Source organism: Bacillus sp. FSL R9-9530, from assembly GCF_038008145.1.
Lineage (GTDB): Bacteria > Bacillota > Bacilli > Bacillales > Bacillaceae_G > Bacillus_A > Bacillus_A mycoides.
The window spans coordinates 1,499,347-1,522,417 of record NZ_JBBOYO010000001.1; the positions used below are offsets into that span (position 1 = coordinate 1,499,347).

The following is a 23,071-nucleotide window of genomic DNA, read 5'->3' on the forward strand; positions in this document are numbered from 1 at the left end:
TAGACCATCTAAGAAACAAGTTTGTTCCATAAATTTAAAACCTTTTTAACTAGTAGCCAAGATATTAACAAAAGTAAGAGATAGCAACTATGATAGCCGCTATCTCTTATTTCAAATCTTCCTTTTTCTTTAACTTATAAAGGCTTTTATATAAACAGGGTCTCTTCCCCTGAGAAAAGTGCACAAATTTTACTAATTTTGATTCGAACTATCTATACTAGCAGCTTCACCATGTATACGTTGCTTTTTTAAATCAAAGTATACATCTAAAATTTCCTTTCCAATTATAGAATTAATTCCATTTTTATCATCATGAAGCCATGGGACTACTACAGAAAATGCTACTTCCGGATTATCATATGGAGCATATCCAACTAATGTTAAGTTATAACATTCCATACGTTCTCCTTTTGCATTTCTACCAATTGGATCATCTCCACCATATACAGTTTGAGCTGTCCCTGTCTTTCCTGCTGGTTTATATGGCGCATTTTTGAAATACTTCACGCCAGTTCCATCACCTTCTTGGAATACCCATCTAAAGCCTTCTTTTATCCGATCAATATGTTCTTTCTTCATATCAACTCGATTTAATACGACAGGCTCTATAGAGCGTATAACTTTACCGACCTCTTCTTCTTTTATTGATTGCTCTCGTATTTCTTGTACAATTTGGGGTTGCATTCTATATCCACCATTTGCAATAGTTGAAATATATTGTGCCAATTGCAATGGCGTATACGTATCATACTGACCGATAGAAAAATCTAGTAAAAACCCAGGTTGACTATCTACTTTTCTCGTTTGCCCAATTATTTCATTCGGTAAATCAATACCTGTTGGGACACCTAGACCAAATTGTTTAAAATAATAACGCATTTTATCAAATGCTTCTTGTTTAATATCCAATGAACCATTTGGTACGTAATTAACTCCCGCAATTTTTAAAGCTGTCTGGAACATGTATACATTCGAAGATACTTGTAAAGCTCGTAAATCATTAATATTACCAAATCCGGATACATTCCATGATTTCTTGGCTTGTGTACCTTTAAATTTCATCGGTGCATCATAAAATTGATCTCCTGGCTGTATTGCCCCTGTCTCATATCCAGTTAATAACGTTGCGCCTTTTACAGCTGATCCTAGCTCATACGAAGTTGTCATGTTACCTAATGCCAAATCCTCAATCTCTATTTTCCCTTCTTTTTCTACAATCTTTTTGCCTGCCATAGATAAAATCTGTCCGTTATTTGGATTTGTCATGACGACAAACGCTCGGTCCAACAATGGCTCTGAACTCTTAAAAGCTCTCAAATTTTTCTCTATACTTTCTTCCACTTTCTTTTGTAATTCCATATCAATCGTTAATGTTAAACTATTACCACTTTTTCCTTTAGAGATTATTTCTGTGTTTATAATGTTTCCTGATTTATCAGTAATGTTTTTCACTTCTTCTTTTGTGCCGTGTAATACATCTTCATATCGTTGTTCAATATAACTTTTTCCTACACGATCATTACGGTTATATCCACGTACCAAATAAGAATCTAAGTTTTCTTTCGGTAATCCTTCTTCACTACTTGTAATATTACCTAACACGGAACGAAATAAATTACCATTTACATAATTACGTTCCCAATCAACTGTTGTATCTACTCCTGGAAACTCCGCAAGTTTTTCACTTATCCGCGCATATTCTTGATCTGTCACATCTTTTTTTATAATTTGTGGTGTCAGTTGATAACCTGAACTCATTTTACTTTTAATAGCTAACACCTTTAAATCTTGTGCTGTTAATTCTGCCAATTCTACTTCTGTAACGCGACTTCGTCTTAAGTCTTGAATTTTTTTGTCTAGTTCTTTTCCCTCTATTCCCTTTTCTTTAAACTTTCCTATGTCGTTTTTAGTAATCTTTGATTCCGCACGTTTCGTATTCAATTGCATCCAGAAATCTTTTTTATCGATATCGGTTAATTTATTTATATCTTGCTCAGGCATTTCAAGTACCTTCGCCAAGTCTTTTGCTGTTTTTAAAATATCTTCACTCGTAATCCCCTTCACCCTTGTATACGTAATTGTGCGAAGAGATTTATTATTAACGACCGTTTTCCCTTCTCGATCTAGAATCTGTCCACGTGGAACTGGTATACTAGTTGTTTCATTTTGACTGTTTTCCACTTGGTTCTTATAAGCCTCTCCCTCAACGATTTGTACTTTTCCTAGCTGCATAATAATAGCTGAGAATAGTACAAATATGCAAAGGAACATTATATTCAATCGAATAGATATATATGTCTTCTGTTTCTTTACTTTTTGTTCTTTCATAAATCCTCCATATAATTCTTCAGGAAATCCTCACTAATACTTAGTAAATAAATATACTAAAAGCGTTCCCTATATATTAGAAACCACTATTCAGTTATAATAGTGTCTTATCTTTTTTGTTAAATCCTTGTAAGCATCCATTCCTTTTGGTTTAGCCGCGTAATTGATAAATCTCCCTTCCTGTTTTTTTCTCTATTTTTTTGTCGCCTGCATTAGAAATGCTAAACTGTATAATGACTCATATTAAACTTACACATAGACTTACTATTAACATGTACTTTTTTTCATACTGATTGTTCCTTTCTTCATGCTGTTATACTTAATAGACAATCTAAATCATAAAGTTGTTCCACATTTACAAAAAAAATAATTAACTATAAGATGGAATAGGCTACATAAGGGAGGGTTATATGTTACATACGAAAAGAAGGAGATTTTTTGCGGTTCTTTCTATTGTAAGTGTGATTTTACTAATTTTATTAAAAATCAACTTCATTTCAATTACTATCGCAACTTCTTCAGCTGAAAGAGGAAAAATTTTTGATCAAAATGGTGTAATACTAGCTACAAATAAGAAAGTTAAGTCTCTATATTGCACTTCTAATGATGAAAAACTATCGAATAAAGATACATCAAACACATTAGCTTTTTTCAATCAATTTTCAAACGAGTTTCAACATGACATTTCTACAGAGAACATAAAATCTCAATTACAACAATCCTGTAATAAGCAGACTATGAATGGAATATCCTTATACTATGATATAAATGAAAATGAAATTTCATTCATAAACAAGAATAAACCTAAAAATGTAGTGATCAAAGACGAATTCATTCGATATTATCCAAAGAACGAAATTGCTTCACAAGTAATTGGGTATGTAGAAAATGACCTTAATTCTAAGTATGGACCTGTTGGAAAAAGTGGGATTGAGCTTCAATATGAAAATGATTTAAAAGGAAAACCCGGAAAAACTCTGATTTTTAAAATGAATAATAAAAAGTTCTTATGGAACATTCAAAAAGCACAAAAAGGAAAAGATGTCCGGCTAGCTTTAGACTCTAAATTGCAGCAAAAAACAGAGGAAGCACTAAGATCTCAAATTAAGAAAGTACCTGATGCTAATGCTGGTTATGCAGTAGTAACCGATGTAAAAACTGGCGCAATATTAACTATGGCCAATTCGGCAGTTTTTGATCCAAATATATTAAATACACATGTATCATCTAAAAAAGAAAACATTAAATCCCTTTCGCAAAATAAAGCAATTCAAAAATTAAAGTATGGTGAATCTTATGTAAATATGGCCTCTACTATAAAGCCACTTACTATTTTAATCGGATTAAACGAAAAGCTTTTTCAACCTGAGGATACATATTTGGATAATGGTAGTTTTCAGTATGATAATCAAAATAACATCACCAATGCTCCTGGAACACCAACAGGTGAAATTACACCGAGTCAAGCTATCATTAATTCATCAAATACATTTATGACAGCAAAAGTAGCTCTCCCCTTATTCAACCGAAATAATGGGAATATAGAAAAAGTAGCAAATATATGGACAGATTATTTAAAGCAATTTGGCCTCCGCTCTAAAACTGGTATTGATTTACCCTTTGAAGAAGACGGAGAATATGAATTTCATCCATCTAATAAGTTTGAAAATGGAATCTCTGCTTTATTAAATGCATCTTGGGGAGGAAATGAAGTACACACCCCTCTTCAACTTGCTCAATATGCAGCAACTTTGGCAAGTAAAGGTGATAAATATAAACCTCAAATCGTAAGTGCTATTATTGGTCAAGACGATAAGGAAACAAAAAAGTTTAAACCACTCTTAGAAAGTTCAAATCGTTATCCTATGAAATTTTGGAGTGTCGTGCAAGGTGGGATGAGTCAAAATATAGAGGAGATTAAAAACTTGCCCTTTCATGTCGCGGGTAAAACAGGGATAACTGGCTCTCCGAACGAGCAAGAAAGAATGATAAATCATTCTCTTTTCATTGCATATGCTCCTACCGAAGATCCAAAAATTGCTATTTCTGTCGTTATTCCTGGTAGTAATTCAGAAAAAAATATTGCTGCTCTCGTTACATCAGAAATTTTAGAATGCTGGAATTCACTTCAAAAAGAGGATAAAGATAAAGAGGAAGGTTCATTAAAGTGAACCTTCCTCTTTTACCAAATAGAATCTATATTCGTTATTTCCCATATACCTTCATCATTCTTTTCAAATATGAAAGAATATTTACTATCAGTTAAAACATACTCTTTTTGTACATATCCAGTATAACCGTTAATTGTCGATATTTTTATATATCCATCATTCTGCGCTTTTTCTGGAATCAAAGCTTTTACCATTTCATTAGATACTTCATATAAAACTTGTGATTCTCGTTTTGGTTCAGCTAAAATTTTCGTTTTATTTCCAGTAACAGTTGCATATATAAAATGCGATTGCTTTGGTTGGTTACTTTCTGTCAATCCACTTGGTACTTTGTATACTTTCTTTGTATCATTTGCAAATTCTCCCCCCATTGTAAGAGCGACTTGCAACTCATGAAAAATATCCTCATCAAACTTCAATTCATCCTTCTGATAAATTTTCCCTTTAAATAGAACTTCATCATTTAACGCTCTATACAGGTCATTTTCATTTTTTGAATTTGTACTTCGATATAACTCATTCATAAATTGTTTTAATGATGGATCTTGAGCAGACTCATCTTTTGTTTTAGGCTTAATTTGAGTACTACTTTGTACCGGTGATTTATTATCATCAAGCCAAGGTTGTTGAACAATAAAAAATAACATTGTACAAACCAAAACAACTACAATAGGCAATGCTTTTTTACGAAATGGTCTCTTGTATGGTACAGAGTCTACTTCACTATTTTGGTATATCGATTGCTTTATTTTATAAATAAATGCTTCTTCATCTTTACGACGCTCCATTGGTCCATTTTTTAATTTGCTATACCAGTCAGGATTTTTTTTACTGTTCATCACTTCTACCCTCCCCTATTAATTTTGAAACTTTACTTCTTGCTCTGCTTAACCTAGATTTGACTGTTCCAATGGATACACCTAATGTTTCAGCCATTTCTTCATAAGATAATTCATATTTCGCGTCCAATATTAGTATTTCGCGGTGTTTTTTAGGTAGTTTTAATACAACATCCCACACATCATTCATTTCCTCTTGATTAAAAAATTCTTGTTCTGCCGATGGAGATTGCTTATCGTCACTAAAAAATCCCACTAAAGATATCCTTTTAAAATAAGAGGATTTCAAATAGTTTATTGCCGTATTTCTTGTAATTTTTAATATCCACGTTTTAATAGATGACTCCTTTCGAAACGAATTCCAATGTTTAAAAACCTTAATAAATACATCTTGTGTGATGTCATCTGATAAGTGTGGATCTTTCGTAATAATAAATGAATAATTCCATACATCTTGCCAATAGTCTTTTATAACATAGTCAAGCTCATCATGATTACATTTTTCAATAAACTTCTGTTCCATTTCCACACCTCAAACTTATTTGAATAAACATAAAGCTGCCCTCACTTTTAATATGGTTTCAATATATAGACATGATACAAGTTTCATTTGTTCCATTGTTTATCTTTTTTTTCGACAGATGATATTTCTAAAAAAAATGTAATAAAAAAGACCAGGATAAATTCTTAAAATCATCCTGGTTTTTCTGTATTAAATATATTTTCATTATTTTTTTATAATAGAAACCGCATCTAATACATCCACTTGACTCCCCATAGTTTTAGTGAGTTTTTTCCATTCAGTTTCTGCTTGTACAGCCGTAACATCATCTGTGTTATATGGTCTATCTTCACCATACGATTTATTGAAATGAAGGATTTCCATTGATGTTTCATTTACAGGGATTTGATTGAAAGTTGCATTATCAACAATTACAATCAATTCCTCGTAATTTGGATTACGATAGTGACCAAACCAAGTATCACTAGCATACTGGACATCTATTTTCTTTTCATTAATTGTTAATTCCTTGATTTTTTTATTTTTCTTACTAGCTAGTAAGACAGCTTTACCTTTTGGAACTGAAGGTACTGACTTAATTGGGTCTGAACTCCATACTTCATCATCATTATCTGACTCTCTTAATACACCTAACCCAACCATTTTTTTCGCTGTTTTTTGATCCATCATTAATACTTGTTTACCATCAATTTCTGCTTGCTTCACTTTATACAAAGTGTTGGTCTTAATTTCACTTTTATGTTGATTTACTATTCCTTTTAATGATTGTTCTCCTCCAATTAATAAAGCGGCATTCCTTGGTTCTTCTTTCTTCCCAAAAGAACAAGCTCCTAACATAGAAATAGATACAATCCCTGCCACGCACACTTTCATTACTTTTTTCATTGCTTTTTCTCCTCTTTGCTTGTTTTATCAATACGCTACATAATTTTTTTATATAACCGTTGTAAATAACGCCAACGGACAGTGAAAAAGTACACACTTTGAATGGATATAAAGGCTAGTATAATTAAAATCGAAATCTTTAAAACTGAGTAGTCAATTAGCTGTTGCAAGGCTATAAAAGCGACCCCGCTATGAATAATCGCTATAATGATAGGCAAGAAGAACATTAGTATAAGCTGTCGTGTTACGATTTTCTTTAGTTCTTTTCTACTTAGACCGACCTTCGCAATCATTTCGTATTGTTGTTGTTCTCTTTCTAAATCTGCATATAGCCTGAAATATAATAGGCTGGCTGCAAACGTAAAGAATACGATCCCTACTAATACACTGACAATAAGTAAAATACCGTTCTCTTGTTTCGAAGAAATCCATTCAGAATACAACGCTTTAAAATAATGATGTGCTTGCCCCGAATTATGATTACCCATTGTTTCTTCTAATTTTTTTGTAACCACTCTTGATTTCTCCCAATTTTCCACGACAAAACCATATTGACTTTTCATTACGTAAGAATCATCTTCCGTCTTTCTGTTAGGGATTTTATCGTACAGAGAATCCGAAACAACAATAATGGCTCCAATTGAATTTGGGAGAACTATATGTGGGACCGCCTTCTTGACCCGGAGGGACATTTCTAAGTTTTCCTGTACTACATCTATTTTCTCGGGTATATCTTTTCCTCTTGCATACTTTTCTTTTTGCGAAATGATTGAGGGTACTATAATCGCTTCTTGATCATTATCTATCTTTTCCATTTCATACCCGAAGATTTTTGCAAACTTGTTATACTCTGATACTTTGATTAGCACTAAATTATTTTCCGTGAATTTAGGATTCGTAACCGCTACCTGATAAGAGAAATTTGAGCGAGTAAGTTGTTTTTTTATTTCTGTAATGTCCTCTTCTTCTTGTGCATTTTCTCCTAATGAAGTATATGTAAATGCAAATGGGTTGGTCATTTCGGTTAATCCCTTATTTCCCATTGCTAGGCATGTACCAATCCCTGTGAAGGCCACAGCGGAAACAATCGCTAGCATAAAGAACATAGTTGCATTATCCTTCATACGATAGGCCAATTCAGATATAGTAAGAAGGTTTGTTTTATTAAAAAACAAAGTGTCTTTTTTCTTTAAGACACGTATTACATACACGCTCAACTGTGAAAATAGAAAATATGTCCCTATCACTACAAAGACTACCCCTCCAAGTAAGTAAGGCATAATGAAGTTTCTTTCTAGTACGAAATAGAACACACATCCATACCCTAACCCAATTAATAATACGGAAAGGAATGCTAATGCTTTTGATGCCTTTGGCTCTGGTTTTGGCTTTTCCTCTGATTTCATCAAATCAATTAACTTGTTTGCTTTTACCATTTTAGAAGTAAACAACGAAATGACTAGAAACAGAATCAAAAATGCGCCAGTTGTCGTAAAGACAGCTTTTATAGGAACGTAAAAAGGAAGACCCTTATCAATCGCTAATATATTTTCACTTGCCAATAAATTGAGCTTTGAAAATATCAAACCAATTAAGATACCAAATGTAATTGAAGCGACTCCAATTAACATATTTTCTAAAAAAATTAATTTATTTAACTGCGCCGGTGTCATACCATGCATGATTAAAATTCCAAATTCTTTTTTTCTTGTTTTTAAAAAAGAACTCACCGAATATAAAAGAAAGAAGAATGAAAATACAAAAATGAGATATTGAGAGATTTGCATCCCCATTGTTCCTAAAAGGCTCATTGTTTTACTTGTGGAGGCTAGTTCTCCTTGTAAATCAGGATGAAAAAGTAAGAGTGAATATGTGAAAAAAACCATAACTGAAAATGAGCTACTTAGAAAGTGTGCAGCATAAGTCCGCTTACTTCGAATGATATTATTAAAAGCGAATCTTTGAAAAGTCATGCTTACGACCTCCTAGTAATGCAAGTACATCTATAATTTTTTGATAAAACATTTGTTGGTTTTCTCCGTTATAAATTTCGTTATATAATTTTCCATCTTTAATAAATACAACGCGATCACAAAAACTTGCAGCCACTGGATCGTGCGTAACAAGCATCATTGTTGCATCTTGTTCTTTATTTAATCGTTTTAATAACTCCATTACATCATTAGCCGCTTTTGAATCTAAGTTTCCTGTCGGCTCATCTGCAAGTAATAATTTAGGTTTATGAATTAGAGCACGTGCAATTGCTGTTCTTTGTGCTTGTCCGCCCGATATTTCATATGTTCGTTTATTTAATATATCTTGAATGCCTAATTTTTCTGCAATACCTTCTACACGCTGATTCATATCCTCAACTTTAGTACCATCTAACGTCAGAGGAAGAACAATATTTTCTTTTACAGTTAATGTTGTAAGAAGATTGAATGCTTGAAACACAAAACCTAATTCACGTCTTCGAAATAATGCCAGTTCATTTTGAGATAATTGATATGGATTTTCTCCATTAATCAATATTTCTCCTGATGTGGGAGAATCAATAGTAGAAACCATGTTCAACAAAGTAGTTTTTCCACTTCCTGATGGTCCCATTATTCCTACAAACTCCCCTTTTTTCACACTCAAATTAATGTCGGCGAGCGCTTCATAAGATACCTTTCCTGTATAGATTTTACTCAGTTCACAGACCTTTAATATTTCCATATCGTTTTGCTCCTTTTTATCTTTTAATAACCTAAGTTTATCTAAGCGTCCCTTCTTCTCATATCGATTAACCTTTCATATATCTAACAGGTCTGTAATATTTCTGAAAAGTCAAAATAAATACCGTTCTAACGATTTGCATAAGGGAAAATAATACAGATTGTTGTTCCTTTTCCTACTTCCGACTTTATTTCAATATCATGTTCCAATCTTTTTATAATATTTTTCACAAGATATAATCCCATCCCAGTAGATTCCTTAAATTTCCGACCGTTTATTCCCGTATAAAATGGGCGGAATACTCTCGGGAGGTCTTCTTTTGGGATTCCCACACCATGATCGTGTATTTCAAGGATTACTGAGCGCTCTTCTTCTAATGTAGTAATAGTAACGTTTTTTCTACTTCCTGCTGAATACTTAATGGCATTGGATATCACTTGATGAATAACAAACCGAAGCCACTTTCTATCAGTTTCTACCATAATAGTTTGTTTTACTTTTACTTCTGGATAAACATAGCTACGGATAAACAGACGTTTATTTTCACGGATTACTTCTTGAACGATTTCCTGTAACGAAACTCTTTCCACATAAAAATCTTGCTCAAACGTTTGTAATCGCGCCATATATAAGACCATTTCTAATCCGTACTGCATTTGATCTACTTCTTCCACAATACTTTCAAAAACCTCCCCATTCTCTTCTTGTGTGATCAGTTCAATAACTGATAGGGGCGTTTTCATCTGATGCACCCATTGATTAATAAATGTAAGGTGCTCTTTTTGTTTATATTCCCAAGTCTTTAACTGTTGATGATATTGACTGTATTGTGTCTTTAACACACGCTGAAGTGCTACTGATAATGGAGTGGAATCGAGTTCTTCTAAGGAGTCCTCTAATGTTTCAGAAGGGTTGGATAATTTGTTATAAAATCTACGATGGCTAAAGTAGCGATAAAGTAAAAACGCAATTAAAAAGCATCCTCCTAAAAACACACTATATAACGCAGTAGATAAGTGGTTATATCCATCCAGCCAATAAACAGTTAGAACGACAAATAGCTGAATGATTGAGAAACAGATGAAAGGGATATGTTCACGTAAAAATAAATTCATTATTATACCTCATCATTCTTCCAAGTTATTTTCAAACGATATCCAGCACCACGAACTGTTTCTAATGCATTTTTTATTCCGATTTCCTCTAATTTTTTTCGGACACGTGTAACATTTACACTTAACGTATTATCATCTACATACGTATAGTCATCCCAAAGTTTTTCTAAAATTTTCTCTCGACTAACAATACTAGGAGATTGTCGTAAGAGAGTTTCTAGTAAAACAGTTTCTTTTTTTGACAGTATACACATGCTATCATTTAGCTTTAATTCCATTTTTTCTGGATAAAGTATTAAACCGGATTGCTGAACAACTCTTTCTTCCGCTTTCGGTGCGTATTCTCCGTAAATTCTTCGAAGATGACTTCGGATTTTTGCCATTACAACTTCATAATGAAACGGTTTAGTGATATAATCGTCTGCACCATGTTCAAGTGCCATAACTTGCTCCATCTCTCCACTACGTGCTGATATAAATATAATGGGACAAGTAGAGACCGTTCTAATTTGTCGGCACCAGTAGAAACCATCAAAACTCGGTAAATTTACATCTAATAAAACTAAATCAGGTTGAATTTTTTCAAAGTTAGCCAAAATATTTTCAAAATCCTCTGTAATATTCCCTTCATACCCGTACTTATTAATATGGGATTGAAGTAGTTTAGAAATTTTTTGGTCATCTTCTACAATCATGATTTTATACATATATTTAGCTCCTTTTATTTATGTATCTATTTATTATCTAGAAATATCTAATTAATACTTTTATCTTTTAGTATAAAGAAATTCCCCTCTTACTTATATTGAATAACCTTACTTCAAACTAACAGTTTTGTAATATTTCTGAAAATAAAATTAAGTATAATAGCTCTTATTTTTTAAATTTCAATTATCTAATTTAATATTTTAAAATTTGTTGTTTTATAATTTTCAAATAAAAAATAATCGTATTTAATTGTGTAAAAAACACGTAATTAAATACGATTATTAAAATCATAAAATCTGCGTTTAGAAATAAATTAACCGATTCCTAATATAATCTTGGATCGGTAAGGTTTGTATATTTACTAAAGAAGTAAATTTCACCTACTAATTAAGCATTATTTCTGAAAAACATGTTTTATTTTTTCACCTGGAACGTTGCTCCCGCCTCTTCCTTTTACATCTTCAATCATCATGGTAACAATCATGTTTGGCGCGCTTGCATCGAAAGCTGCAAACCATCCAAGTTCTTTACCCTCTGCTTCTTTCGATTCTTTCAGTTCTGCTGTACCTGTCTTACCAGCGAGAGTTACACCATCAACTTTAGCAATTCTCCCGGCACCATCAGGATCATTAATAACCTTTATTAACGCACTTTTTAATATCTCTTGATTCTTGGTAGAAATCACATTTTCTTTCCAATTTCCCGCTTCTTTTGTTTTTTTTATAAGATGCGGTGACGGAATGTTACCCTCATTGACAATCGGTGCATAAGTCAATGCTAAATGAAGAGGTGTCATTAATACTTGTCCTTGTCCGTACCCCGTGTCTGCTAGTTGAATATCATTTTTTATCCCATCTTTTGCAATAATTGAAATAGGGAATTCGTATTCAATTGGTAATTTTTCATGAAATCCGTATTTCTTAAATTCATTTACATACTGATCTTTTCCTATTTTCAAAGCTTGTTGAGCAAAATAAATATTATCAGAGTACTTCATTGCCTTATCAAAATCAACTGGACTAGCATCCTTCACACGTGTTACATAATAATTTCCCCAAGATGAATCTTTTGTCCACTTTAATCCTTGAATTTTAAATTCTTCCTTAGGATTTATTGTGTTTGTTTCCAAACCAATTGCACCTGTAATCGTTTTAAATACGGAACCTGGTACAAATGCTTGTGTGAAGCGATTCATCATTGGCAGTTTCGAGTCGTTATTCCATGCTTCCCGTTGAGCTTTTGATGCTCCTCTAACTATTGTATTTGGATTATAAGCAGGGCTACTTACAAGTGCGATTGTTTCACCCGTTTTAGGATTGACCGCTGCACTAGATCCTGCTTCATTTTTCATCTCATTAAAGATTTTTTCTTGAATTGCAGCATCAATAGTTAACGTAACATTTTCCCCTTTTTTTGCTTCTTGTTTTGCTACGTTTTTAATCTCTTTCCCGTTCTCATCTTCCATAAATACGCGTCCACCCTTTTCACCACGCAATTTATTCTCTAATACTTTCTCTAAACCTGTCTTACCCACTAAATCATCTGCTTGATAACCTTTTTTTTGAAGCGATTTTAACTCCTCTGCATTTACCTTTCCTATATATCCCGTTAAGTGTGCCGCTGCTTCTCCTAATGGATACGTACGAATATTTACTGGGCGAGATGAAACTCCTTCTAATTCAATATAATCATTCTGTCTGGTTCCCTCTTTTAAAATACCAATTGGTACAAGGGAATCTGGTTTTATCCATTTCGCTGCGAGCTTTTGATTGATCTCTTCTATAGACATATCAAGTAATTGTGCTACTATTTCTTTCGTTTGCGCTGCCGTTTCACCTAGTTTCTCTGGAATAATTCCAACTTCAGTCGCTTTACCATTCGTTGCAAGCCCTTTTCCATTTCGATCATATATTTCTCCGCGTTTTCCTTGCTCTGTTTGCATACGTACTTTGTAATCTTTTTTCATACCTGGGAAAATGAAGTCTGGTGTCCAATCTATTTTCCAAGATTCCTTATCTTTATCTTTCACGAGTTTTGCTTCATGGATGAATGAAACTGTTCCTCCATCCGTATCCATATTAACTTCAAAAAGAAAAAGTTCTTTATCTTTAGTATTCGCTCCTTTCGTTTTAATTTTTAAATTCTTAACTCCAATACCCTCATAAATTTTTTGATATTTCTCTGTGAACTCCTTTTTAGAAATCGTTTTTTTTGCATGTTCTGATAAATAATCATACATATTTGTAAATTTTTTATCATTCCATAAATTGATATATTCTTCAAATGCTTGTTTTGGCGGCTCATCTTTATTGCATCCTACCAACATAACTCCAAAACAAAAGAAAAGCAGCATCCATATTTTTTTCAATTCAATCTTCTCCCTTAATTAAAAATGATTATTCCTTTCTAAATATGTTAAATAAAAAATGTTTTAACGCTTAATAGACAGTGTAAGTAATGAAATAGTTCCACATTTACAAAAAAATTAAATTTATGGGTAAGCTGCATCCAAAAGGGAGGATTTTAAGATTCTTACAAACGACGAATATATTTAGCGAACGTTATCATTATTAGTGTTGTTTTAACAATTCATTTAAAATACCTTTTAGTTCATTTCCGCCAATTTCATCTTTTTTCTTTATAGATTATTGATACAAAAAAAGAATCCTTATAATAAGGATTCTGCAACAGAAAATAACAAAAATATAAACAATAAAAAGAATTACTTAAAGTATAATTTATAGGCACTCTATATCCTTCTTTTTCGCACCAAAAACCCCTGTACAGCATGCGACAGGAGTTTAGGTCATTCTACAGCTTATTTAAAAGAGTCATGTACAGGCAAACTACTAAAAATCAATTCAGCAACTTTTACATATCCTTTTGAGTTTGGATGAATTAAATCCGTAGACCAAAGCGTATTGTCATTAACTAAATGATGATTCCAAAAGTCAACATGATGTAGCTTATACTCTCTACTCAGTGAAAGTATAACTTCATTTGCCTCTAATAATTGTTCTTTTAATACTTGTTTTTTTTCAGAAGGAAACGGAAGCCGAACTGTAAAATCTGGAAGGTTTGCTATAATAATATCAGCATCTGTTTTACTTAATGTATCTATCATAAATTCCATATCGTTCTTATATGCATGATGATTCCAACGTCCTTTTAAAACATCGTTTGCACCTGCAATTAGACTAACCAAATCTGGATTAAAAGTTAATGCCTGTTCCAATTGCTGTGAGCGAATTTCTTTAGTTACTAACCCACGTTTTGCAAAATTAGCATATTTTAAATCATCTACACACAGTTGAACAAAATGATCTACCCAGCTTTTTAATGCTATTCCCTCAACTTCATCCCCTATCCCCTCTGTAAAACTATCACCAATCGCTACAAATCGCTTCCACATATATAGTCCCCCTTTTTTGTTATTCATATCTACACTATACAATAGCCCACAGCGTAATTGTTCTTCTTAAATGTTTTTCAATTTCAATTAAATTCCATGGGAGATTTTTCAAATGAGCAAGACAACTCGATTAAACTATTTCACATGAACAAAAACATGAAAATCTACGTTATCTTCTCGCAGAAATAGGTTGAGACCAACTATCTTTCCCATTATCATTTAAGCGTACTTGAAAAACATATATAGGTTGAGAAAAGCCTTTTGTATCAGCGTAGTAATCTATATTATAATCTGTAATGACTAATGTATCACCTGCTTTGAAAGATATTATAGGATCAAAGTCTCCTTGTTTTAGTTTTTGAAATACTTCTTTGGGAGACAGAATTTCGACATCTCGAATATGTGATTTTTTTGTAACTGGCTCATTGTCATTAGGCATTTTTGTAATTTCCTCTTTGTAAACAGGCATTTTATTACCTTCGTCTTTTAACTCTATTGATGTTTTTATAGTGACATCAGTCATGTCTGTTTTTGTAATGGGATCTAAAGGCATATTCCCAAATTCCTTCATTTGATACGAAATCATTATTCCAAGTGCAACAAAACTTACTGTAATCGGAAGAAATAAATATTTGGTCATTTGTGTATCTGTTTCTTTTTTCTTCAACAATATAAGAACTATATTTAACATAGAATATCCTAGCATCATTCCTAAAGTATTATGAAGTAAATCGGCTAGTTCCATACTTCCACGTTGCATTGTAAATTCAAGGATTTCAATCAATAAACTTGCTATAATTGAGCTGATTAACATCCATTTTGTTTTTTGAAAAACATTACTAAATAAAGGTAATAAAATTCCTAACGGAAAAAGCATACCTATATTCACAATGATATGGAAAAAAGAAGAAAATGAAAAGGTATTCCATGCTTTTTTATAAACACTAAGTACATCAAAGTCAATTGTTCTTGCAAAAGTTATATCATCTGGACGACCAAATGAAGTAGCTGATAATACAAGGGAATAATATCCTATTATCAATATAAACAATATAACTTGTTGTACGGTAAATCCCCCCCCTCCTTTACATACCTTTTTGTATACTACAAAGTAGCTAAAAACAAAAATGAGTAGTAACAAGAATGTGAGTTGTATTGTAGGAATTGCAAAGGTAACAAGTAGTTCGGAAATAAAATTCATTTTACACCTCTGTTTTTACGAATAAAATATTCAATAGTTTTATATAACATTTTAGATATAGATAGCGATGTGTTGTTACCCCTAATAATTATTAATACAGAATTAAACCTGTATACATTGAGCATTTCTTCCTCTTGAAACCAGCTTTATTTGACCAAGCAGCTACAAGGAAACTAGCGTTTTACTAATTGTACTTTCGGCTATGTCTGGAAAAACATTACGAAGATTCTCTTTAGTAAGAGGATTTTTGGAGTTAAGTATAAAATTAAAAATTTGTTCAATTTTAGTATATTTATATAGAATCCGTAATTGACCGATTCCTAATATACTTAGGAATCGGTCATATTCGTATATTTACTAAAGAAATAAAATTCCTTCAAGCATTACACTTTTTTTCGAAAATTTGTTGTTCTTTGTTTTGCCCAGTTGATACATTTCTTTTCAATTAAATGATACGAAACTATAGAAAAAAGTATTGTCATTGAAATACACAAAGCAAGAAGGAAAAAGATAGGTATCTTTGTATACAAAAGTTTAAATAGTACCATCATGATTGGAAAATGACACAAATAGATACTGTATGAAATTTCTCCTAAGTATACAAATACACTCTTATTTAAAAATGCTTTCACTTTTAGGTTACTCATGGCCATTATTATAAATATACTAACACCGATTACGACACCCCAATCTTTTAATAAGAAAGTAGTATCATTACGGGAAAAACCATAAATTAAAATGGAATATAAATATAGAATAATTCCTAATGCAATAAGAAATCCTTTATTAAATTTTTTCATATTCCTATATAAGTAGATAAGCTTTTCCTGATGCTTAAAAAGTAACATTCCTACCATAAACATCGATGTGAAATGCAGTGTATCGGCATAACCATTATAAAATCCCTCTGCTTTCCCTATATGCAACATATTAAGGAAAACACTAATTAAAGAAAAGCTCAAAGCAAATAGTATCGTTTTCTTCCAACTCAGTTTATAAAAAAGAAGGAATAACAAAGGAAACACAATAGATATACGCATTTCTTGAGCCAATGACCAGATAACTGGATTATAATTTTCCGTAAAAAAGTTATTAAGAAGCACAAAATGGTTTATAATATCTATTTTTGTTATAGACCCTTGCCACCTATCATAGAACCAATCCCGTAGTCCAGCCACTTCATACGGCGAGAACAAAATAAATAAAGCAAAGGTAATGATTATCCAAAGATAATAAGGGATATAGATTCGTACAAATCGCTTAATTAAATATCCACAATAATTTGTTTTTGAATGATAAAGTGCCATAGATAACACAAAACCACTGAGTACATAAAAAACGATTACAGCTTCCCCGCCAGCCCATAAAAACCTAAGCGGGGAAAATTTAATAGAATTAGGCAACGATGGTAGCATTAAACAAAAATGTCCAAATACCACTGTAAGTGCTGCTAACCCTCGCATGGAATCTAATTCTTTTATTCTCTTACTCATAAAATGTTCTCCTTGTAAATTGTAGATTTTGCTGTTAATAAAGGCCACTATACTATTGTAGTGGGAGAATTATACATATTGCTTCTTTAAATTCCTAATATAAGCAGTACAAAGTCAATCTATGTATCTGTTTTAGGAAACTTTCGTATTTAGGCATAAGTTATATAATAATAGAAAGAAAAAAGAAATTTCATTCTATAAAATCATATTGTCGTTTAGAAAACATTTTAAAACTGTTTTCTAAACCCTCGTTATAGTCTGTCTGCTTATTTGTCCATTGAACACCCTTATTCCCAGGCCACCCTGAGGTATTAGCAACATATTTTAATAGCTCTGGTCCTTTTAAATTTTGCTGTAAACCACGGTTATATGCATTTATCATATTAGATATTGCAATTCGAGTATTGGTTTCTGCATTTTTCAAATCTTCGTTCGTTAAATCTTTAGGTGCTAGTCCACCTCGATGAAGCTGAAACAGTCCAAATGATGTGCCCTGATCTCCAATTGCGTTTCGATCAAACTTACTTTCATGGAATGCAATAGATAAAGGAATCCATGGCGGTATACCATGCTCTATTGATATTTGTTGAATCGTGTCTCTTACTTTAACTCGGTTAGTATGATGGTCATATGCGTATTTTGTAAGATATACCCCTCCTGTTAAAACTAAAATAAATACTCCACTTTTTATTAATGTCCCTCTCATCGACGTCACCTCACTTGTCAGTATCAAAGATTGTCACTAGTAATCCTATCTTTTGGGGATATTAACTCGTAATCATGTATCATTTTGTTATTGTTTGTTTCATTAATTACCGATTTTTAGGTGAATTTATTAGGGAGTTCCCTCCATATAACATTCGCTTTTATCACTTTCGGTACAATTTACTTTTGTATGGGAGAGCGTTTTCTCTGTATGGTACCGTACTTTTTTCTCGAATACCTTGCTTTTTTATTCGATTGAAATTAAAGAATAACTATATACATAGGGATAAACACTATAAAAAGATACTTAAATTTCTTTGAAAAATTCATTTTTCGGCCTCCATTTCTTTATATAATTAATTTAAAACAAAATATTTAATAAGAAGAAAAGATTTTATTAAATTTTTATAAAATTTAATAACAGGAATAAGTACCAGGTATTTATTTTTATTGTCACTTGATGGAATAATGAATGTATTTTCATCATGTAACTTTATTAAACTAGCCTTGCACCAGAACCCTTTGAATCGAACAATTCATAATAAACGCCATCCTTTCTGTATATTTCTACAAAAAGAATAGCGTTTTTTGATTATATGGATACAAATTTATCTTAGCTTGATTGCAATACCGAAAGTTCCGAAGAACCAGATTTGAAAATTAATGCAATCTTCCATTCCAAGCCATCCACATAAGAATCTATAATACTTTGAAACCTTTTATTTTAGGCTAATATTTAGTTTTATCCTACAAAGTTAGCCTTTTACTATATCAACCGCACTATTCCACATACCGCTAAAGAAAGATCCTATTTCGCGCATTAAACGTGTAAACCAATTTGCTTGTTCTACTTCAGATTTTGTTACAAGGTCTACTTGTAATGATTTACCTGATAAAAATCCAGGATCTGTACTATCTTTAGGTGATATAGTCATTTTACTAATTGTTACATCTTTTTTAATAGGCGCTTCTTGTTCTTTATTCGATACTTTAAATTCTTTTTTATAAACGTCTTTGTTGCCCTTTGGCATTGGAAGTGAAACAGCTTGCTTCGTTTGAACAACTACATCTTTGTCCTTTGCATTTGCTACTCGCACTGTTTCATGACCTTTTACTACTGAATCTTTTCCATAGACCTTCTTCACTTCAAAATTTGCAAATCCATAATCATATAATTTCTTTGTTTCATCAAAACGTGCTGTATGAGAGTTTGCTTTTATAACTACAGAGATTAGACGCATACCGTTTTTTTCTACTGTACCAGTAAAACAATCTCCGGCTTCTGGAGTAGTTCCTGTTTTTAACCCATCTACACCTTCGTATTGCTTAATTAAGCCTTTTAACATCCAGTTAAAGTTCGTCATATCAATCGGATACTTGCCACCCTTTTGGAATGTTTTTTTAGGGATTTTTGCTGTATCTAATATTTTCGGGAAATCTTGAATAAGACGTTGTGCTAAAATCGCACAATCTCTTGCGGACATTTTATTTTTCTCGTCTGGAGTTGTTCCTTCTGGGTGATGTCCTTTTAAATCATGGTTTGTTAAACCTGTAGAGTTTACAAATTTATAATTTTTCATTCCAAACTCTTTTGATTTATCGTTCATCATTTTCACGAAATTGACTTCTTTTCCAGCAATCTCTTCAGCTAAAGCAATTGTTGCACCGTTTGCAGAGTAGATTACCATTGCCTCATATAACTCTTTGACCGTATAAGAGCCACCATTTTCTAATGGAACGTTTGATAATGAGCGATCTTGCGAAATCTTATATGCATATTCAGAAATTTTAACTTTTTGATCCCATTTAAGTTTTCCTTTATCCACCGCTTCATGAACTAAGTATTCACTCATCATTTTTGTCATACTAGCAATTGCTAATGATTCATCTGCATTTTTTTGATATAAAATTTTCCCGGAATTTGCTTCTACTAAAATTGCTGATCCTGCTTCTACGTCTATAGCAGGAACTGTTTCCGCTGATGCTCTTCCAAATGGAACGGCCATGCTACAAAATAGTGTAAGCACTGTTACTATTGTAATAAATCTCTTGCAAAACATACTTTTCACTTCTGTTACCTCCAATATCTTTGTACTCAAAAAAACGTTATTTTAACATAATCCTCCAAAAAATAGACAGCGTTATCAAATTCTATATACATATAAGACATTAGAACCACTTTCATATAGGCCATCTCATCCCACCCTTTTAGGCACACTGACACTTAGTGTTCCCACACATATCCCTCTTTTTAATACCTTTGTATTTTTCGAAATGATCTGTACTTTCATATCTTTTAGGATTACACTTAATAGACAATCTAAGTAATACATTTGTTCCACATTTATAAAAAAATAAAACCAGTGTGCCCCGATTAAATATCGAAACACACTGGTAGCTTAGCCGTTTTCTTATTATCTACTTGACAGAGTCTGTCAGTCACTTTTCAAAAATTACTATATTTGCACCAGAACCACGTATTACTATGACTTTTGCTATTCTTCTCTAATTACATCTTTAGCATTTTCCTTCACTTGCATCAATTAACTCACCAGTTACCCAACGACTGTCTGATGAAGAAAGAAAACCTGCAATATCAGCTATATCCTTAGGTTCTCCCCACCTATTAAAAGTCGATAAATCTGCAGCATATTTCTGTCCATCTCGATTCCCAATGTCTCGGCATTCATTTCTGTATTAATTATGCCCGTGAGAATTGCATTTACTGTAATACCAAGGGCACTAAGTTGTTGTGCTAAAGTACGAGTGAGTGTATTTATTGCCCCCTTAAATATACTGTAGGCAAAAACACTCGGAGAGATATCAATGAACTTCCCCTTCATTCCAGTATTCACCTTATAGTAATAAATAAAATAATTTGTCAGTATCATTTCTACTATGAATGGCCTACTTGAATTATTAACTTAAGAAGTTTCTTAAGTTTTAAAAAAAAGCTTATGGAACCTTTCATTCCATAAGCCATTCTATTTAATTGGATGTTCAACAATAAAGGACATCCAGCCTACTTTATATTCTGCATGTATATTACCATTATGAAGTTCAACAATTCTTTTTGAAATAGCGAGTCCCAGTCCATTTCCTTGATCATCTTTTCTGGCCTTATCACCCCTGAAAAACCTTTCAAATAATTTATTAGGGTCGCTAACAGGCGGCTTCTCGACTTTATTTGATACTTTCAAAATTGCTTTGTTACCTATTAGTTCAAGACATATTGATAATTCGGATGGTTTCATGCTGTACTTTATCGCATTCATAAACAGATTTTCATATACACGTACCATTTTTTCTACATCCATGAAAATAGGTATTGTTTCTTCCGTTATTGATTTTTGAACGATTAAACTTTCCTTTTCAAATATAGGAATGTATTCTCCAACTATTTGCTCCAACAAACCTGATAAATCAACTTCATTAAAGTTTAACTTAGCATCGATGTCTGATAAACGGGTGTACTCAAATAGTTCATCAATTAGATATTTCAATCTCTGTGATTTTAAATAAGTGGTTTCGAGATACTCCTGTAATTGTGCTTTACTGTCGTATTGCCCTCTTTTTAATAAATCTACATAGCCGATAATAGATGTCAACGGTGTGCGTAAGTCATGAGATACGTTGGTTATGAGTTCATTTTTTGTACGTTCCAATTGTCTTTCCTGTTCAAATGTATTCTCCAATTCCTTGGACATATAATTAATATTTTGAGCAAGATGATTCAATTCATCCTTTCCCTCAATCCCAATTGTCAAACCCAGCTTTCCATTGGCAATATCATTAACACTATCAGAAATGAGCTTTAAATATATTATTTTCTTTCGAACCAATATCAAAAAAATGATTATAAAAGTAAAGATTGCTAACGCGAATATAAGAAATGTAAGCATATTATTTTCAAATGTACTAAGATCATCAAGATAGTGATTTAGATTTAATGGTATTATGACATATAGAAAAGTGAGGATTGTTAAACCAAACGAAACAAAAAAACTAACTGCAACAGCACCAAGAAGTTTTATAATTATCTTATTTCTAAAACTAACCTTCTTCATATTTTGTACCCAATTCCCCAAACAGTTTTAATATAAATTGGATGTTTAGAATCCTCTTCAATTTTGTCTCTTATTTTTGTAATATGCACCATGACAGTATTATCCGATTTATAAAAAGCATCTTTCCAAACTGCTTCATATATTTTTGCAACACTGAGAACAATTCCTTTGTTACGAGCAAGTAGTTTGAGTATATCGAACTCTTTTGGAGTTAGCCTTACTTCCGTTCCTCTTACCCATACTTGACGTGTATCTGTATTCACGGTTAAATCACCAATTTCTAAGATGCTTTTATTATTATCTGTATGCATATTGTATTTTTTAAACCTTCTTAATTGGGATTTTACTCTAGCGATTAACTCCAACGGGTTAAACGGTTTTGATAAATAATCATCGGCACCAGAAGCTAGACCCTGGATTTTGTCTATATCCTCTGATTTTGCAGATAGCATGATAATAGGCATATTTCGTTCTTCCCTAATCTTCATACACACTTCAATACCATCCATATTAGGCATCATGACATCCAAAATAATAAGATCGAACTTCTTTTCTTCTAACAATTTTAAAGCTTCAATAGCATCTTCTGCCTTTTGAGTTTTCAGACCTTCATTTTCCAAATAAACAGAGATAAGATTTCTAATCTCTTTATCATCATCAACAATAAGAATTTTTGACTCCATCATATTCCTCCACATTTTTCTCGTATTGAACAACTAAAGGCAAAAGCAGGTGGTACATTTCTATCCTCTCTTTAGTATATACTTGCAATTAAAAGCGCCAAAATAACATAATCGGTATAAAAGATAATGTCTTAAATATTGTTCAAAATTTTCTTTAGATCCATTTACAATTAATAAGTTTTCTTCTTCATTAAATTTAGCTTTTAATAAAAAATAATTATTT

General features: G+C 32.2%; 17 protein-coding genes and 2 pseudogenes. 1 reads left to right on the forward strand and 18 read right to left on the reverse strand.

The window, feature by feature from the left end; genetic code table 11:
- Positions 1–192 precede the first annotated feature (192 nt).
- Positions 193–2,328 (reverse strand): peptidoglycan D,D-transpeptidase FtsI family protein, encoded by a 2,136-nt coding sequence (locus MKX66_RS07430; RefSeq protein WP_060751857.1) that lies wholly within the window; start codon positions 2,326–2,328, stop codon positions 193–195.
- A gap of 410 nt (positions 2,329–2,738) precedes the next feature.
- Here MKX66_RS07430 and MKX66_RS07435 point away from each other — a divergent pair, with 410 nt between their 5' ends.
- Positions 2,739–4,499 (forward strand): peptidoglycan D,D-transpeptidase FtsI family protein, encoded by a 1,761-nt coding sequence (locus MKX66_RS07435; protein WP_341085857.1) that lies wholly within the window; start codon positions 2,739–2,741, stop codon positions 4,497–4,499.
- An 11-nt stretch (positions 4,500–4,510) separates the two neighbouring features.
- Here MKX66_RS07435 and MKX66_RS07440 read toward each other — a convergent pair whose 3' ends face one another.
- The 17 genes and pseudogenes from MKX66_RS07440 to MKX66_RS07520 all read right to left on the reverse strand — a co-directional run bounded on the left by MKX66_RS07440 (position 4,511) and on the right by MKX66_RS07520 (position 22,848).
- Positions 4,511–5,338 (reverse strand): SH3 domain-containing protein, encoded by an 828-nt coding sequence (locus tag MKX66_RS07440; protein ID WP_341085858.1) that lies wholly within the window; start codon positions 5,336–5,338, stop codon positions 4,511–4,513.
- Positions 5,328–5,861: an RNA polymerase sigma factor gene (locus MKX66_RS07445; RefSeq protein ID WP_002127457.1), complete on the reverse strand. Its 534-nt coding sequence runs from the start codon at positions 5,859–5,861 to the stop codon at positions 5,328–5,330. The genes MKX66_RS07440 and MKX66_RS07445 overlap by 11 nt, the downstream gene beginning before the upstream one ends.
- Before the next feature lie 204 nt (positions 5,862–6,065).
- Complete coding sequence (locus tag MKX66_RS07450; RefSeq protein WP_016101987.1) at positions 6,066–6,746, reverse strand: lipoprotein BA_5634 family protein; 681 nt, start codon at positions 6,744–6,746, stop codon at positions 6,066–6,068.
- Between the two features lie 35 nt (positions 6,747–6,781).
- The gene (locus tag MKX66_RS07455; protein ID WP_341085859.1) at positions 6,782–8,719 is read right to left on the reverse strand and encodes an ABC transporter permease; all 1,938 of its coding nucleotides are present in this window, start codon (positions 8,717–8,719) and stop codon (positions 6,782–6,784) included.
- Positions 8,694–9,464 (reverse strand): ABC transporter ATP-binding protein, encoded by a 771-nt coding sequence (locus tag MKX66_RS07460; protein WP_002017024.1) that lies wholly within the window; start codon positions 9,462–9,464, stop codon positions 8,694–8,696. Before MKX66_RS07460 ends, MKX66_RS07455 begins: the two co-directional genes overlap by 26 nt.
- A 128-nt stretch (positions 9,465–9,592) precedes the next feature.
- On the reverse strand, positions 9,593–10,579 hold the full coding sequence (locus tag MKX66_RS07465) for a sensor histidine kinase (protein ID WP_002017026.1): 987 nt from the start codon (positions 10,577–10,579) through the stop codon (positions 9,593–9,595).
- A gap of 2 nt (positions 10,580–10,581) precedes the next feature.
- Entirely contained in the window at positions 10,582–11,286 is a 705-nt protein-coding gene (locus MKX66_RS07470; protein WP_002085493.1) for a response regulator transcription factor, read from the reverse strand.
- Between the two features lie 395 nt (positions 11,287–11,681).
- Positions 11,682–13,655: a penicillin-binding transpeptidase domain-containing protein gene (locus MKX66_RS07475; protein ID WP_002141810.1), complete on the reverse strand. Its 1,974-nt coding sequence runs from the start codon at positions 13,653–13,655 to the stop codon at positions 11,682–11,684.
- A gap of 450 nt (positions 13,656–14,105) precedes the next feature.
- The gene (locus tag MKX66_RS07480) at positions 14,106–14,699 is read right to left on the reverse strand and encodes an SGNH/GDSL hydrolase family protein (RefSeq protein ID WP_002141809.1); all 594 of its coding nucleotides are present in this window, start codon (positions 14,697–14,699) and stop codon (positions 14,106–14,108) included.
- 169 nt (positions 14,700–14,868) lie between these two features.
- Positions 14,869–15,900: a VanZ family protein gene (locus tag MKX66_RS07485; RefSeq protein WP_341085860.1), complete on the reverse strand. Its 1,032-nt coding sequence runs from the start codon at positions 15,898–15,900 to the stop codon at positions 14,869–14,871.
- A 162-nt stretch (positions 15,901–16,062) separates the two neighbouring features.
- A pseudogene (locus tag MKX66_RS07490) lies at positions 16,063–16,194 on the reverse strand (Fic family protein); the annotation flags it as partial.
- A gap of 89 nt (positions 16,195–16,283) precedes the next feature.
- Positions 16,284–17,441: an acyltransferase family protein gene (locus tag MKX66_RS07495; protein ID WP_341085861.1), complete on the reverse strand. Its 1,158-nt coding sequence runs from the start codon at positions 17,439–17,441 to the stop codon at positions 16,284–16,286.
- 142 nt (positions 17,442–17,583) lie between these two features.
- Entirely contained in the window at positions 17,584–18,099 is a 516-nt protein-coding gene (locus MKX66_RS07500; RefSeq protein ID WP_326997836.1) for a transglycosylase SLT domain-containing protein, read from the reverse strand.
- A gap of 754 nt (positions 18,100–18,853) precedes the next feature.
- Positions 18,854–20,167, reverse strand: a complete 1,314-nt coding sequence (locus MKX66_RS07505) for a D-alanyl-D-alanine carboxypeptidase family protein (protein WP_113769428.1) — start codon at positions 20,165–20,167, stop codon at positions 18,854–18,856.
- Between the two features lie 448 nt (positions 20,168–20,615).
- Positions 20,616–20,917 (reverse strand): annotated as a pseudogene (locus MKX66_RS07510) (SDR family oxidoreductase); the annotation flags it as partial.
- Between the two features lie 165 nt (positions 20,918–21,082).
- Positions 21,083–22,165, reverse strand: a complete 1,083-nt coding sequence (locus MKX66_RS07515; protein WP_341085862.1) for a sensor histidine kinase — start codon at positions 22,163–22,165, stop codon at positions 21,083–21,085.
- On the reverse strand, positions 22,162–22,848 hold the full coding sequence (locus tag MKX66_RS07520; protein ID WP_002189634.1) for a response regulator transcription factor: 687 nt from the start codon (positions 22,846–22,848) through the stop codon (positions 22,162–22,164). The genes MKX66_RS07515 and MKX66_RS07520 overlap by 4 nt, the downstream gene beginning before the upstream one ends.
- Positions 22,849–23,071: the final 223 nt, after the last annotated feature.

Excerpts from the sequence above, each read along its gene's own strand:
- MKX66_RS07440 (WP_341085858.1), bottom strand. The coding sequence starts at position 5,338 with ATGAACAGTAAAAAAAATCCTGACTGGTATAGCAAATTAAAAAATGGA.
- MKX66_RS07485 (WP_341085860.1), bottom strand. The coding sequence starts at position 15,900 with ATGAATTTTATTTCCGAACTACTTGTTACCTTTGCAATTCCTACAATA.
- MKX66_RS07465 (WP_002017026.1), bottom strand. The coding sequence starts at position 10,579 with ATGAATTTATTTTTACGTGAACATATCCCTTTCATCTGTTTCTCAATC.
- MKX66_RS07455 (WP_341085859.1), bottom strand. The coding sequence starts at position 8,719 with ATGACTTTTCAAAGATTCGCTTTTAATAATATCATTCGAAGTAAGCGG.
- MKX66_RS07520 (WP_002189634.1), bottom strand. The coding sequence starts at position 22,848 with ATGGAGTCAAAAATTCTTATTGTTGATGATGATAAAGAGATTAGAAAT.
- MKX66_RS07470 (WP_002085493.1), bottom strand. The coding sequence starts at position 11,286 with ATGTATAAAATCATGATTGTAGAAGATGACCAAAAAATTTCTAAACTA.
- MKX66_RS07500 (WP_326997836.1), bottom strand. The coding sequence starts at position 18,099 with ATGAGAGGGACATTAATAAAAAGTGGAGTATTTATTTTAGTTTTAACA.
- MKX66_RS07460 (WP_002017024.1), bottom strand. The coding sequence starts at position 9,464 with ATGGAAATATTAAAGGTCTGTGAACTGAGTAAAATCTATACAGGAAAG.
- MKX66_RS07445 (WP_002127457.1), bottom strand. The coding sequence starts at position 5,861 with ATGGAACAGAAGTTTATTGAAAAATGTAATCATGATGAGCTTGACTAT.
- MKX66_RS07480 (WP_002141809.1), bottom strand. The coding sequence starts at position 14,699 with ATGTGGAAGCGATTTGTAGCGATTGGTGATAGTTTTACAGAGGGGATA.
- MKX66_RS07435 (WP_341085857.1), top strand. The coding sequence starts at position 2,739 with ATGTTACATACGAAAAGAAGGAGATTTTTTGCGGTTCTTTCTATTGTA.
- MKX66_RS07450 (WP_016101987.1), bottom strand. The coding sequence starts at position 6,746 with ATGAAAAAAGTAATGAAAGTGTGCGTGGCAGGGATTGTATCTATTTCT.
- MKX66_RS07430 (WP_060751857.1), bottom strand. The coding sequence starts at position 2,328 with ATGAAAGAACAAAAAGTAAAGAAACAGAAGACATATATATCTATTCGA.
- MKX66_RS07515 (WP_341085862.1), bottom strand. The coding sequence starts at position 22,165 with ATGAAGAAGGTTAGTTTTAGAAATAAGATAATTATAAAACTTCTTGGT.